This is a genomic window from Rhodohalobacter barkolensis (genome assembly GCF_002834295.1).
Lineage (GTDB): Bacteria > Bacteroidota > Rhodothermia > Balneolales > Balneolaceae > Rhodohalobacter > Rhodohalobacter barkolensis.
In genome coordinates this window covers 1-14,203 of record NZ_PISP01000002.1, presented here as the reverse complement: position 1 = coordinate 14,203, position 14,203 = coordinate 1, and the positions used below count along the sequence as shown (strand labels likewise).

11 protein-coding genes and 1 pseudogene are annotated in these 14,203 nt (G+C 42.2%); 4 read left to right on the top strand and 8 right to left on the bottom strand.

Annotated features, from left to right (window positions below):
• Window positions 1-5: 5 nt before the first annotated feature.
• The 5 genes from CWD77_RS07725 to glgB all read right to left on the bottom strand — a co-directional run bounded on the left by CWD77_RS07725 (window position 6) and on the right by glgB (window position 6,757).
• A complete protein-coding gene (locus tag CWD77_RS07725; protein WP_165779105.1) occupies window positions 6-1,277 on the bottom strand; it encodes a DUF4270 family protein in 1,272 nt (423 codons plus the stop codon).
• Window positions 1,270-2,076 carry a glycogen/starch synthase gene (locus CWD77_RS07720; protein ID WP_101072993.1) on the bottom strand — a complete coding sequence of 269 codons (807 nt, stop codon included), beginning with the start codon at window positions 2,074-2,076 and terminating at the stop codon, window positions 1,270-1,272. Before CWD77_RS07720 ends, CWD77_RS07725 begins: the two co-directional genes overlap by 8 nt.
• Window positions 2,077-2,087: 11 nt before the next feature.
• Window positions 2,088-2,918, bottom strand: a complete 831-nt coding sequence (locus CWD77_RS07715; protein ID WP_101072992.1) for a phosphosulfolactate synthase — start codon at window positions 2,916-2,918, stop codon at window positions 2,088-2,090.
• 77 nt (window positions 2,919-2,995) lie between these two features.
• A complete protein-coding gene (gene malQ / locus CWD77_RS07710) occupies window positions 2,996-4,507 on the bottom strand; it encodes a 4-alpha-glucanotransferase (protein ID WP_101072991.1) in 1,512 nt (503 codons plus the stop codon).
• A 45-nt stretch (window positions 4,508-4,552) separates the two neighbouring features.
• On the bottom strand, window positions 4,553-6,757 hold the full coding sequence (glgB, locus tag CWD77_RS07705; RefSeq protein ID WP_240596729.1) for a 1,4-alpha-glucan branching protein GlgB: 2,205 nt from the start codon (window positions 6,755-6,757) through the stop codon (window positions 4,553-4,555).
• A gap of 103 nt (window positions 6,758-6,860) precedes the next feature.
• Here glgB and CWD77_RS07700 point away from each other — a divergent pair, with 103 nt between their 5' ends.
• Complete coding sequence (locus CWD77_RS07700; RefSeq protein ID WP_101072989.1) at window positions 6,861-8,087, top strand: FtsX-like permease family protein; 1,227 nt, start codon at window positions 6,861-6,863, stop codon at window positions 8,085-8,087.
• On the opposite strand, the gene CWD77_RS07695 is transcribed toward CWD77_RS07700, so the two are convergent.
• Together CWD77_RS07695 and CWD77_RS07690 are read right to left on the bottom strand one after the other, a co-directional pair.
• Window positions 8,088-8,408 carry a hypothetical protein gene (locus CWD77_RS07695; protein WP_101072988.1) on the bottom strand — a complete coding sequence of 107 codons (321 nt, stop codon included), beginning with the start codon at window positions 8,406-8,408 and terminating at the stop codon, window positions 8,088-8,090.
• A gap of 102 nt (window positions 8,409-8,510) precedes the next feature.
• Window positions 8,511-10,190, bottom strand: coding sequence for a UDP-N-acetylmuramoyl-tripeptide--D-alanyl-D-alanine ligase (locus tag CWD77_RS07690; RefSeq protein WP_101072987.1), 1,680 nt, complete (start codon window positions 10,188-10,190; stop codon window positions 8,511-8,513).
• Window positions 10,191-10,431: 241 nt separating this feature from the next.
• Between CWD77_RS07690 and CWD77_RS07685 the strand changes: the two genes are divergently transcribed.
• Entirely contained in the window at window positions 10,432-11,427 is a 996-nt protein-coding gene (locus CWD77_RS07685) for a sugar phosphate nucleotidyltransferase (RefSeq protein ID WP_101072986.1), read from the top strand.
• Window positions 11,428-11,482: 55 nt separating this feature from the next.
• Here the strand turns inward: CWD77_RS07685 and CWD77_RS07680 are convergent, their stop codons facing one another.
• Window positions 11,483-12,223: a hypothetical protein gene (locus CWD77_RS07680; RefSeq protein ID WP_101072985.1), complete on the bottom strand. Its 741-nt coding sequence runs from the start codon at window positions 12,221-12,223 to the stop codon at window positions 11,483-11,485.
• A gap of 228 nt (window positions 12,224-12,451) precedes the next feature.
• Between CWD77_RS07680 and CWD77_RS07675 the strand changes: the two genes are divergently transcribed.
• Entirely contained in the window at window positions 12,452-13,129 is a 678-nt protein-coding gene (locus CWD77_RS07675; RefSeq protein ID WP_101072984.1) for a YiaD family glycine zipper/OmpA-like lipoprotein, read from the top strand.
• Between the two features lie 892 nt (window positions 13,130-14,021).
• A pseudogene (locus tag CWD77_RS15780) lies at window positions 14,022-14,186 on the top strand (transposase); the annotation flags it as partial.
• Between the last annotated feature and the right edge of the window lie 17 nt (window positions 14,187-14,203).

The window sequence follows — 14,203 nt, the reverse complement described above, 5'->3', positions numbered from 1 at the left end:
AAACCTTATTCAACTGAAGTAATGATTAGCCTTGGCTGCTTTCCCTGGGGAGCGGTGTCATCGTGCAGTTTAACTGAATAGAAAATTCCATTAACAGTTTGTACCGAAAAGTAGAGCGGTCCTTCATCTGCATCACCATAGGCTGCATTTAACACATACTGTGTAACATCAACTTTAAAAATATCTTCATCTTCATTCAGATCTGCTCCAAATCTCGGACTGGAAATAAATATCTCAGAAATCAAGTCTGAAGGAGTGGAAGAGAATGAGTGTGCACGAATTGTTTCAACTTCCGGGCGTACAATATTACTAAACATCTGTTCCTCTGAGCGATCAATACTAAAAACGAGACTCGCATTTATAATATTTTCAGCCTGAAGATCCTCAGTGGGTAAATCCAGATTCAGTTCCATTAGCTGATCAATATTATGAAGTACATAACCGGAGTTATGCTCTTGTTCATCTGTGCGCACGGAGTACGATCCCCAGTCTCGAAGACTGATTGGATTAACAATCTCCACCTCTTCATCTTCATCATTCAGTTCTGTTGAGTATGCACGGAACTCTGTAACATCCGGGTCTTCATCTTCATCCTGAGGAGTATGTCGCAAAAACCGAACTTTAGAGTTTGTTTCGGCCGGTACAATTGCCAATCCGTGAAACTCATTTACATATACAGAATCTCGATTGGCATCCGTAGAGTTAAAATAAGTGCTGAACTTATCAACCCACTCACTGCTCAACTCAACTTCAACTGTATCATCTTCGGCCACCTGGAAGTCCGCAACCTGACTGGCAAAGTCTATTGCTGCCTCTTGGTTGTACCTAATTTCATTTCCACGCCACGGTTCGGCAACCTCATAAATTTCAAAGTCCGATACGCTCATCTCTTCCCCGTAAACCGGTGAATTGAATACAAGCCGAAGGGTCATTGTATCTCCCTCAGCCAGCGTATCCACATCTGCCCTGGAAATGGACGGCTTCAGAACGGCAACTGCATTCAGTGTGCCATAAACGGGATCCTCAACATAGCCGAGCGCTGAATTGGAGAGCCGACCGGAAAAAGTATTTGCATCAATCGATGAAATATTTTCAACAGAAAACTCCTCACTTGAAACAGAACTGCCGTCAGGGCCTAAGCCTTCACCTACAGAACCGGGCGATTCACAGCCCATCATTAATGGAATAATTAGAAGAAGAAAGGCAGCGATAGAGAATCGACTGCCTTTAAAATTCATCTCTTTTGGATTGAGATTAACTTGAGATGGATTACTCATCTTTTCCGGTGATCTGCCGGTAGTAGTCTGCAAATTTTTTAGATACATCTTCGGGCGAACCCTGAATTTTTGTTGGGTTAATATTCAATTCTTTAAAAAGATCGTCGAATTGATCTTTTAAGTGGTTTCCGGTTACGACATGGTCACTGTGTTTCAGCCCGGTTTTCAAAAGGTCAATCTTACCATCTTCCAGGTACGAATCTACATCAACTTCTTCGGGAAGTCCCAAAAGGTCTAAGATATTCGTGCCTTCAAAATGGCCTTTGTTTTCAGAATGATGAAGATTATAAACAATCTGTGTATCCTGAAAAATGTCCTCGTTTTTATACTTGGTACGAACAAGAAGTGGAATCAATCCGGCCGGCCAGTCATGGCAGTGAATAATATCCGGTTTCCATCCAAGATTGATAACTGTCTCAAGCACTCCTTTATTGTAAAAAGCCAGGCGTTCGTCGTTATCATCATAAAACTCTTCAGTTTTAGGATTTTCAAACATCCCTTTGCGCTTAAAGTATTTATCATTATCCAGAAAGTATACCTGCAATTTTGCATTTGGTATACTGGCTACTTTAATCTTCATGGTATCTATATCATCACCAACTTCCACTTCAATACCTGAAAGCCTGATCACTTCGTGCAATCGGTTACGGCGATCGTTGATAGTACCAAATTTTGGCAGTAAGATTCTAATTTCAAAACCCTGGTCTTGCAAAGATGCCGGCAAAAATCGCAGTAAATCTGCAGTGTATGTCATTCGGGCAAAAGGGGCAATTTCGGCGGCTGCGTATAGTATTTTCATAATTATAGATCTTACTTTTTATTCTCTCGGGAACCGTTTGAATTAGAGTTACCGGAATAGGCTTCCTGTAACTGGTTGTCTTCTATTGAGTAAAAATCAAATAGCGTGTCTCCTCGCAAACCTAAACGAATGGTCTCTACAGAAATTACTTCTGCCGGCTGGATATTGCCGAGGTTCACATTACTTCCGAATTTTTTGATAAACCAAACTTGCTGATCTTTTTGCGGGGCTTCAAAAATAAGATCTTTCATAGGGATCTGATCGGTAATTTCATCAATTAATCCCGACCGGATTTCACCATTTGGACGAAAAACTCCAACGGTGCCACTTTCTCGCGCTTCACAAATAACCTTCCAGCTTCCGGCCTCCATCTCGTTCTGAATCATTTTAACCCATTTATAGGGCGGTATGATTGAGTCTGGATTTTTACTCCCCACTTCAGACAGCACCGTAAAATCCTGGCTTAATTTGTTTATGATGTCAAGCTTCTTGTTTTCAGATAACCAAATTGTACCATTCGAAACTTCCAGGTACTGAATTTCATACCGCTTCAGAAGTTCTACATACGCATCCAGCTGATCGCGGAGTACGTACGCTTCAAATAGGGTTCCTCCAAAGTAAACCGGAATATCGTACTTTTTATATACATCCAGTTTATCTGAGAGATTTTGGGTTACATATGAAGTTCCCCAACCCAACTTTACAATATCTGTATAGGTAGAGGCTACTTCACAAAAATCTTCAACTTGACGAACACTATACCCTTTATCGAGTGCGAGAGTAATTCCTTTGTTTCGAGGTTTTTCAGTCCGTTTTGGCAGATGATTAAGTTGAAATTGCATTCAATGCTATTTATTCATTATTGAGACGGCATAAGATACAAAAACGCTACTTTTATTGAAAAGGCTTAAATGAATCATTAATCTTCCTTATTAGCTGAAGGGACTCTATTCCCCATCTCAGCTAAAAGTTTAATCCTTCCTTCATCAACGGAATTGAGCATATCATTTGTATATCGCCAAAGCCAATTATCCCCAACAGTTCCGGGTAAATTCATTCGATGCTCCGTACCAAGACTCATAAAATCCTGCAGCGGAAAGATTGCCTGATCGGCCACAGAGAGCATTCCCAGCCGTACTAACTCCCATTCCGGCTCACGCCCATCCGATTTTGTATACTCGCGCATTCTATGCTTTTCAACATCCGGTGCCTGAACATACCAGCCAATGGTTGTATCATTATCATGAGTACCGGTATAGACCACACAATTTTGCGGATAATTATGCGGAAGAAAATTGTTTGTTGAATCTGAATCGAAAGCAAACTGTAGAATTTTCATGCCCGGGAAATCAAATGAATCCCTGAGCTCTTCAACCTCAGGAGTCATTACACCTAAATCTTCGGCTATAATGGGTAACTCTCCCAGCTCTTTCTTTATGGATTTGAAAAGTTTTTTTCCTGGACCCTTAACCCAGCGGCCTTTAATTGCAGTCTCTTCACTTGCCTTTACTTCCCAATATGCATCAAACCCCCTGAAGTGGTCTACCCGGATGGAGTCGTACAAATCAAACATCTGCCGGAAACGGTCTACCCACCACGAGAAATTATCTTTTTCCAAAGCATCCCATTTATAGAGCGGATTCCCCCATAACTGCCCGGTTTCACTAAAGTAGTCGGGCGGCACACCGGCTACCAGCTGGCGATTTCCCTGCTTGTCTACAGCAAAATATTTTGGATTAGACCAAACATCCGAGCTATTGTGGTCCACAAAAATTGGGATGTCTCCAACAACACGAATCCCTTTTTTATTCGCGTAACTTTTCAGCTCATACCACTGATTGAAAAACTCAAACTGAAGCCACAGCTGATACTCAATCTCCTCTTTTTGATTTTTCTCTACTTTAGCGATCGCTTTCGGTTTGCGTTGCGCCAAATCTTTATCCCACTCATTCCAGGGCTGTTTGTCGTTGGCTTTCAGACATGTCATAAAAAGGCAATAGTCATGCAGCCAAACGCTGTTTTTCTTCTTGAATGAATTCAGGTTTTCTTTATCCTCATCAGACATATCAGCATAAAAACTCTTCGCTGCTTTTTTAAAAAGCCTCTCTTTTAGCTCATATGATTTCTCATATTCTGCCTTATTCATCACAGGAAGTTCTGCTTTCTCCACTTCATCTTTATTCAACAACCCCTTATCAACCAAACGGTCCAGACTGATCAAATAGTGGTTACCTGCAAAAGCCGAATAACTAGCATAAGGTGAGTTACCATAACCGGTAGGACCCAGAGGCAGCACTTGCCAAATGGTTTGATTGGTTCGAACCAGAAAGTCGATAAATCTTTCTGCCTCATATCCGAGATCACCCATACCATATTTTGAAGGAAATGAAGTGGGGTGCACTAACGTGCCGCATGAACGTGAAAATCTCATATATCTCTAAACTTTGTTTAATAAAAAATTCTTCCGAATAGCGCTTTATTTCTTTGGGCGTAAAATCACTCCCGCAAGTGGCGGAACCGTTACTGTGATGTTTGCAGGCTGACTATGCCAGGCTCCTTCTTGTCCCCGAATCAATTTCGGACCGGCATTACTGCCACCATAAAATTCTGAATCACTGTTCAGCACAACCTCATATTCACAGGCTTCCGGTACACCAAATTTATATTGATTGTGTAAGGTTGGCGTGAAGTTGAGCAGAAAAACAAGATAATCATCCGGGTTTTTGCCTTTACGAATAAATGAAAGCATACTGTTATCCGCATCGCTAATATCAATCCACTCAAACCCTTCCCATTTATAATCAACTTCGTGAAGTGCCGATTCCTTTTTATAAATGCGGTTCAAGTCTTTAACAAGATGCTGCACTCCTTTATGATTTTCCCATTGAAGAAGATGCCAGTCTATGGAGTATTGTTCAGTCCACTCACTCCATTGAGCAAATTCATCGCCCATAAAGAGTAGTTTTTTACCGGGGTGGCCAAACATGTATGTATAGAGCAACCGCAGGTTTGCAAATTTCTGCCAGTCGTCACCGGGCATTTTCGAGAGCAAAGACTGCTTCATATGAACCACCTCATCATGAGATAAAGGCAGGATAAACTGCTCAGAAAATGCATAGATCAGTGAAAACGAAAGCTGATCCTGATGATACTTTCTATAAATCGGGTCCTTCTCCATATAATCGAGGGTGTCATTCATCCAACCCATATTCCATTTAAAATCGAAACCCAATCCGCCGGATGATGTTGGACGTGATACTCCCTGCCATGATGTAGACTCTTCAGCAAAAGTAAGAACTCCGGGGAAGTAGTCGTGAATCACCTCATTAAATCGCCGTAAAAAATAAATCGCTTCTAAATTCTCGCGCCCGCCATATTCATTTGGAATCCACTCGCCGTCTTCGCGCGAGTAATCCAGGTAGAGCATGGAGGCTACGGCATCCACCCTCAGTCCATCAATATGAAACTCCTCAACCCAATAGACCGCATTGGAGATCAGAAAGTTTTTAACTTCCGTCCGGCCAAAATTAAAAATATTGGTCCCCCAATCTTTATGTTCGCCCAAACGCGGATCTTCATGCTCATAAAGAGCCGTACCGTCGAATCTGCGTAAACCATGATCATCCTTTGTAAAGTGCGCCGGAACCCAATCCACAATCACACCGATATTGGCCTGATGACATTTATCAATAAAATATTTTAAATCTTCCGGGTTACCGAATCGGCTTGTCGGCGCAAAGTACCCGGTAATTTGATAACCCCAGGAGGGATCATAAGGATGTTCGGCAATTGGCATCAATTCAACGTGAGTAAATTCCATCTCATCCATATACGGAACCAACTCATCCGCCAATTCACGATAAGATAAAAAGCCCGGGTCTTCCCCTACTTTCCGCTTCCACGATCCCGCATGAATTTCATAAATAGAAATGGGCCGGTCATGCTGCTGTATATCAGCGCGGTTATCCACCCACGAACTGTCTTTCCAGCTGTAGGAATCTGTCCAGATTTTAGAAGCCGTTCCCGGTCTGAGTTCAGAGTAACGCGCATATGGATCTGCCTTTTTCATGGGCGCCTGATCGGGATGAGATTTAATCTCAAATTTGTATAGATCACCCTTGGTTACGTGTGGGATAAACGTTTCCCAAATACCCTGGTCAGGGTAAAAGCGCATGCCATGAATTCGCCCGTCCCAATTATTGAATGACCCGATCACGCTCACTCGAACAGCCGATGGAGCACAAACCACAAAATGAGTTCCATCAACTCCGTCTATGGTTTTAGGGTGAGCCCCCATCCAATTATGTGCGTAGTGGTGATTTCCTTCTCCCCAAAGCTGCAGGTCGTAGTCAGAAATTTGCGATGCGAAACGATAGGGATCCTCAATTGTATAGACCTCGCCTTCGTAAGGTGTAACTTTAATTTTGTAGGGGAAACGATTTTTTCTGCGAGTAAAAACGTGTTCAAACAGTCCCTCTTCAGACGCTCGCTTCAATTCAATCGGCTTCCCTTTTTCCGGTAAAACATTGATTGATTTAGCATTCGGCCGGAAAACTCGCAGAACTAATTTCTCTTTTCCGTTCACGTTTACAGTCTGTAATCCCAAAACAGAAAACAGATCGCCATGCTTACCGTTGGATATTGCCTGAATTTCTTCGATTTTAAGCGTCAAGTTATTCACATCCCCTATATTTGATTTATTAGTACTTTAAAATAAAAATTTTATAGCCAAATTGATGGGCCCTTTTTTACAAAGTTCAACTAATGGGTAGAAATCGAACTCAATGAATATCATTCGCTTTATATCAAGACGCTACCTGTTTTCCAGGAAACACATTTCACTGATCTCTGTTCTGACATCGATCAGTATTGCCGGAATTACTCTTGGCACGGCACTTCTTATTATCATTTTATCGGTTTTTAATGGCTTTTTTGATGTCATTCGCGGGTTTTTGCTCTCTTTTGATCCTGATATTCGTATTGAGATGAATGAAGTTAATGCAATGCCTTTTGATCCCGATCTGATCGATCAAATACAAAACCATCCCGAAGTTGTACAGGTTGCCCCTTATGTAGAAGGCAAAGCCATGCTTATCTCTGAAGATAATCAAAATGATGTGGTTATTGTGCGGGGTATTGAAAGAAGTTCGCACATCAGAATCTCTGATCTTGAGCAGAGCGTTCAAAATGGGGTTTTTGATCTATCCGTCCAAGACGGCCAGCCGGGACTTGTAATCAGCAGCACAATTACCAATCAATACGGGTTGGAATCCGGTGATGAAATTGCACTGCTAAGTTCCGCCGGCATGAGGAGGGCCATCACTCAGTTTTCAGCACCCAGGGTGAGTCGGTTCCAGGTTCGGGGAAGTTATAACATTCAACAGATTATTGATGATGACATAACCTACATCAACCTCGAAGCCGCTCAGCGACTTTTCAACATGCGAAACGAGATCACCGGGTTAGACTTACAGCTTGTAGACACCGATAACGCTGAAAATGTTAAGCAGGATTTACAGCAAATGTTAGGACCTGATTACAGGCTGCAAACCTGGTACGACCTGCAAAAGCCTCTTTATGATGTGATGTATCTTGAAAAATGGGGATCCTATTTTATCCTGATGATTATCGTGCTGGTTGCTGCACTGAATATCGTAGGTTCGCTCACAATGATCGTCATTCAAAAGAAAAAGGATATTGGTGTGCTGATCTCCATGGGTATGACATCCAAAAAGATCAAACAGATCTTTATCAGCCAGGGAATTCAAATTGGATTGATTGGCTGTGGAATTGGCGGTGTACTGGGTGTTCTTACAGCGTGGATTCAACAAGAGTATGGACTGGTTAAACTTACCTCATCCTTTATTATTGACGCCTATCCCGTTTCCATTCAGCCACTGGATATAGCTTTGGTTGTTGGCGGCAGTTTGATTTTATGCCTGGCTGCAAGCTGGTACCCCGCTACAAGAGCCGCCCAGGTCCAGCCCGCCGATGCCCTCAGGGGAGAATAACTACCTCCCCCTGATAATAACTGCATTTGGCGGCACTCTGCGCCCAATTCTGTGGCACGATACTGCCGGAGGCTGATGTCCCGGCGGTCGGTCAACATACCAAACCCGGCATTTCCCTCTGGGTGGCATATGCCCCAGAGGTATCCTGAAATGCGATCGATTATGCTTTCTGCTCTGTTTTGCTCTGTGCTCTGCATGTCGTGGCGGGTCTCCGATAATAATCGGTTCCGGCTCAATAACGAGTCCGCCCGAAACCATACAACCGCTTGCAGTAAATCCTAAGAAGAGTAATAAGCCGGTTTTTAGTATCCATCCTTTCATAGTAGTGTGGTTTAGTTATTCATTACACACCTAAACCGCCTGAGAAAGGAGTTGTTTCACAAATTTGGCAAAATCACATGTTTATGTGATGCTGCAAAGCGTTTAAGAATTGTACGTGTCGGGCAGGTCATTTTCGTACAGAACTACATCTCCCGGAGAAGCGTAATCCTTTAGAAGATCGTTTGCCTCAAACAGAGTGTTTACCACACGAACATCCGGAGCCTCACCATTTTGCACCGAAGAAAGCCCCTTTTGTAGCGGTTTTGTTTGATTATCACCAACCAGAATCACGAGGTCCAGACCTGCTTTGGCTATGTGCTCACCCAGTTTTTGATTCTCCTGCTCCTCCAATTCCCCCAGTTCAATCATTCCCGGAGTAATAATGATCTTCTTACCCGTTTTAAAAGAAGCCAGAATATCTACTGCATTTTTTGCACCCACCGGATTTGAATTGAACGCATCATCAATCACGGTTAATCCATTTCTCTCCTTGAGTTCCAGGCGATGCTCTACCGGCTCCATTTTAGAAGCTGCGATTGACATCGTTTTGAGGCGAATATCAAACTCGAGAGCAACTGCCGCTGCGATCGACATATTCTGAATATTGTGCTTACCAAGGAGTTTTGTTTTAAATATTTCCTTATCAATCCGGTTATTCTCATCATCAAAAATACCCATTTCAAACCGTGTCCCTTCTGCATCGGTTTCACTGTCGGAAATGCGAACTTTACCCTCACTGCCGGCGAACACAATATTCACATCATCCCGAAGATCAGCCATCTTCCGAACCAACGGGTCATCTCCATTCAGAATGAGTGTTCCGCCCGATTTCAGCTCTTTGGCCAGGGTCGATTTTTCTTTTGCTACCGCTTCCTGAGAGCCGAATGTTTCCAGATGAGATAGCCCAACATTTGTAATGACAGATATATCCGGCTGAGCAATATCACACAGCTCTTTGATATTCCCCTCATAGCGTGCACCCATTTCTAAAATCAACACCTGGTGGTGTGCATCCAGATCGTTGTTTATCACTTTACAGATACCCATCGGTGTATTAAAGCTTCCCGGGGTAACACAAACTCTCACCCGTTCTTTCAAAAAGGCGTCCATCAAAAACTTTGTGCTCGTTTTGCCGTAGCTTCCTGTAATGGCAATCACTTTTAAATGTGGAAGAGACGCCAGTTTTTTCCGGGCTTGCTTCTTAAAACCATTCTGAATCTTCTTCTCTACAGGCTTCATCAGATAGGCAGCCATAAAGAGAAAAATTGGGATAAAAATATCTACTACAACCATCCCGAAACTCAAAAAGTAGGGATCAACATTTATAAAAGGTGCAACAAAATCCCGAAGCTGCACGCCTCTGTATGCGATATCGATCATGTAAAACCAAAGAAATCCAATGATGATCAACGTAGTAACCATCAGCCGTTTTAGCCGGGCGGTGTATACCAATGGTTTTTTCTCTTTTTCGGCTTTATACCGGGAAAGATCTAAAAACCAGAATAGCGTAAAAATAAACATGGTAATTGATCCGGCGGTGAGCGTGATGCGATCGACCAGCAAGGTGATCATACCCAAAATCAAAAGATTAAAGAAGATATGCTCTGAAGTAAAAAAACGGCTGTAAAAATGATCCATCAACCAATGGCGAAACTCATTGGTTTTATACCCCAATTGCTGGAACATGTGTAAAAAGTATCGCAAACGATGGAGTGAGTGCCTTATAAAAATCGCGATCAGCAGAATAATAATCGCGTTCATAATCAATGTGTAGATATCCAAATCTGAACGATGTATTAAGTGAGTAATTCAACGTTGGCAACTAAGTAATTGGACCAACCCCTAAAAATTAGTTCTTGTTCACGGTTCGATAATCAACCGTTGAACCGTTATATTTGATCCGAAAATTGACTTAATTCCAAACAACAAGATAGTAAACATCCAAAACTAAACAGTTCACAATCATAGAGTGATTAAAAATCCGGATGTTTCTGATAATTTATAAAAAGATTAAACTGATTTTATGAAACTTATAATACCTATGGCCGGCCGCGGAACACGTGTGCGCCCGCACTCCCACACAACACCCAAACCACTTCTTCCCGTTGCCGGAACCATGATCGTTGAGAGAATTGTAGAGACATTTGCGCGAACTCTCGATCGTACGATTGATGAAATTGTTTACATTTTGGGACCTGACTTTAGTCGTGAAATCAAGGAGACGCTTACCGATATGAGCAAGCGGCATAATGCCAAAGCTACCTTTCGTGTACAGGATGTTGCACTTGGAACCGCTCACGCCGTCTCATGTGCAGGCGAAGATCTGGAAGGTGAAGTGATTATCGTATTTGCCGATACCATTTTCGATTCCTACGAAAAAGTTACCGTAGATGATGCCGACAGTGTCATCTGGCTGAAAGAAGTTGAAGATCCATCCAGATTTGGCGTTGCCGTTCACGACGGAGATACTATTACCGATTTTGTAGAAAAACCGAGTGAGCCTATCTCAAATCTGGCCATTATTGGGGTTTACTACTTCAAGCAGGGTGAAGATCTGATGAAAGAGATTCAATATCTGCTGGATAACAATGTGACCGGTCACGGAGACGAATATCAGCTTACCGATGCCCTCGACAGACTGTTGAAAGATGGAAAGAAGTTCAAAAAAGCAACTGTTGACGAGTGGCTGGACTGCGGCACACTACCGGCATGGCTCGAAACAACCGGCGAAATTCTAAAAAAAGAGAACCATCCGTACGACGATTATAAAGGAACGACCATTCATCCTCCGGTTTATATTGGAAAAGGCGTTGAGATTTCCGGTAGTGAAATTGGTCCAAACGTGAGTATTGAAGATGGAACCAAAATCAAAAATTCTACTATTGAGCGTACTATTATTCAAAAAAATGCTCAATTAAACGGCTGCAAACTGGAAGGTTCAACCATTGGCAACCATGCCGAAGCGCACAATGCCAAAGGAGAGATTCATATTGGCGATCACTCCATTCTGAAACAGTAGAGTAGGGATATTTTCTGAAGAAAAGCGTGATTTGAGTTTTCAGATCACGCTTTTCTTATGGCTTAAACTTTTTCTGCCGATAAACAAAGTGATGCTCCTCTTCACCGACAATCACAGAAAATTCTATAAGATTTGCGTCTTCTACAACCGGATAGAGCACTTCTCCTGCAATCGCTTCGTCGGGGTATAGATCTGTTTTCCTGAGTACCTCCGTCTCCCAGTAGGCCCTTTGCTCGTTCAGACTAGAAACCCTGGCATAGAACTGATCTCTGCGTTCGGCACGTTCAATGGCCAACCGGGTCCTCTCATTGTCTCTGGCATTTCTCTCCTCTGTAGTTTGATTTCCGGCATTTGCAATATCTGAAGCGATATAGGCTGTAGCACTAAGCCCATCAAGCAGCTGACTTGTTCGCTCATCTGCTTCAGCACGGGATGAAGCTAAGTCCAGGTTTAATAAAATCTGTTCCGGATCGTAGGCAGTGCCACCATTCAGAGGGTCAAAGCTCCCGTCACTGTAATCGTGTTTTGCACTGAATTTAAAGTTTGGTGTGTCTATTTGAACAATAGAATCGGAATGGTTCATTACTTCAATATCCATCACAATATATTGCCCCATATGCCTGTAGTACGCCATAGTAACCGATGATTGTTCACCTTCGCTGAGAAGGTATTCCATACCACGATAATTCAGAACCTCATCATGTTCTGATTCCAACCTGAATACCGGTTCAGGAGCACAGCCGGAAATTAAAATTGTACTGCTGAATGCTATGACTAAAAGAGCTTTTTGAATCATAAAATTTAATCTGATTGCTTAATCGAATTGAATTCTAAAGAACTAATGTTTCCTTTTCAACCACATCATCATGTGATGAAATTCGTTTAGGTCTCTGCGCACTATTTAGCTAAATTGTAAGGTGTTTACTTTTGTTTGGTAAAGCATTGGTAACCTTACAAGAAACAAATTCATCTGTATACAGTTTTAACGAGAGATTGTTTTATACAATAACCAAACCAAAAAAATATGTTCCGTATTACAAAAACGTCCACAATAATATTATTGATACTGGCTTCCACATTAATCATTTCGGGCTGTTCGAATTGGAGTAACACCGCTAAAGGCGCTGTTATTGGCAGTGGTGGTGGTGCAGCCGTAGGAGCAGTGATTGGTAAAACATTAGGAAATACCGCAGCGGGTGCAATTGCAGGTGCTGCAGTTGGAGGATCTGTTGGCGCAATCATTGGCCGTAATATGGATCAAAAAGCAGAAGAACTTGAGCGTGAACTCGAGGGAGTAACCGTTCAGCGAGTTGAAGAGGGAATTGCACTTAGTTTCGACAGTGGATTGCTGTTTGGGTTCGATTCTTCAGCACTTAGAGATGCATCCAAAGAAAATTTACAGAAATTAGCCCGAATCATGAACGATGATGATGACACCAATTTGATGATTGTAGGCCATACCGACTCAACCGGTGACGAAAATTACAATCTTCGGCTGAGTGATCGTCGCGCACAATCTGCAGCAAATTATTTGATTGAACAAGGTATAGATACAGACAGAGTTCAGGTAGAAGGTCGTGGAGAATACGAACCCATTGCCGAGAACGACACTGAAGCCGGAAGACAGGAAAATCGTCGCGTTGAAGTAGCCATCTTTGCCAGTGAAGAGTATATCTCAAGATTGGAGCGAGCTCAGCAGTAGTTTTTCCTAAAACACAATTTATTCTGAAAGGCGATACCAAAGGGTGTCGCCTTTTCTATTTTTAAGACGTTTCATGACTGGCCTAATCCGAGAAGAATTGAACCCTTTCAGGGTTCTGAATTCTCCTAACTCCTATAACCCGACTTTCAGTCGGGGCTAATCGTATTGATCCGCCGGTTGGCGGATCTTCCCTGAATAAATATTTCGGCAAAAATCTTTTAATTTCAAACCGACCTGACAGCATTGGAATATTCACCGCAGAGGTGCTAAGGCAGCACTAATAGGCTGAATTGGAAAACTCTTGCCTCCTTCGTTATTCGATATTCTTCTGTTCAGTATTCGATATTTTTCATCCACCAACCCCCTCTCATTCGTCAATCCGCCGGTTGGCGAATCTTTACTGAATAACCATCTGTTTCAGATACTTTAATGAATAACGGCCTATCAGCTTCAAGCTTCTATTGAAGTAAAACCTTCATTAAATTTCCTTTACTATTCCTATCAATTCGACCAGCCTTGTTTGTCTTTTAAAAGATATCCTAAATCGGAATTTTAAATTTCTGTTTATTCTCCCAAAGCCACAAACAAATCGGTTTCAACACAATACCAATCCGCCTAAGGCGGATGAATGTAATTAGCCCCGATTGAAAATCGGGTCAATTGAGCACATCCCTTGAGAGAACCCCGAATGGGGTTCAATTCTGTAAGGAATCCTCAATTTGTGTTCCATTTAAGTAGAAACTCTATCTTATAATGATCAATCTTTACTGTTATGAGTACCTATCGCCAAATCCACTATCACATCGTCTTTAGTACAAAGAACAGACTGTCTTCTTTAGAGAAACCGCACCGCGAGTTGCTCTACAAATATATCTGAGGAGTTCTCAAAAAGAACAGGTGTTATCTTTATCGAATCAATGGGACTGAAAACCATATTCATATCCTGATACACTTACACCCTTCGGTTTCGCTGGCTAATCTGATTAAGGATATTAAATTGGCCAGCAGTGATTTTATCAAAAGGGAAAATTTATTTCCAAAATTCACAGGATGGTAAAAAGGATATGGTGTATT

Bases quoted from the DNA above. Each gene is read 5' to 3' on its own strand.
- CWD77_RS07725 (WP_165779105.1), bottom strand. From the start codon at position 1,277: ATGAGTAATCCATCTCAAGTTAATCTCAATCCAAAAGAGATGAATTTT.
- CWD77_RS07720 (WP_101072993.1), bottom strand. From the start codon at position 2,076: ATGAAAATACTATACGCAGCCGCCGAAATTGCCCCTTTTGCCCGAATG.
- CWD77_RS07715 (WP_101072992.1), bottom strand. From the start codon at position 2,918: ATGCAATTTCAACTTAATCATCTGCCAAAACGGACTGAAAAACCTCGA.
- malQ (WP_101072991.1), bottom strand. From the start codon at position 4,507: ATGAGATTTTCACGTTCATGCGGCACGTTAGTGCACCCCACTTCATTT.
- CWD77_RS07700 (WP_101072989.1), top strand. From the start codon at position 6,861: ATGAATATCATTCGCTTTATATCAAGACGCTACCTGTTTTCCAGGAAA.
- CWD77_RS07695 (WP_101072988.1), bottom strand. From the start codon at position 8,408: ATGAAAGGATGGATACTAAAAACCGGCTTATTACTCTTCTTAGGATTT.
- CWD77_RS07685 (WP_101072986.1), top strand. From the start codon at position 10,432: ATGAAACTTATAATACCTATGGCCGGCCGCGGAACACGTGTGCGCCCG.
- CWD77_RS07680 (WP_101072985.1), bottom strand. From the start codon at position 12,223: ATGATTCAAAAAGCTCTTTTAGTCATAGCATTCAGCAGTACAATTTTA.
- CWD77_RS07675 (WP_101072984.1), top strand. From the start codon at position 12,452: ATGTTCCGTATTACAAAAACGTCCACAATAATATTATTGATACTGGCT.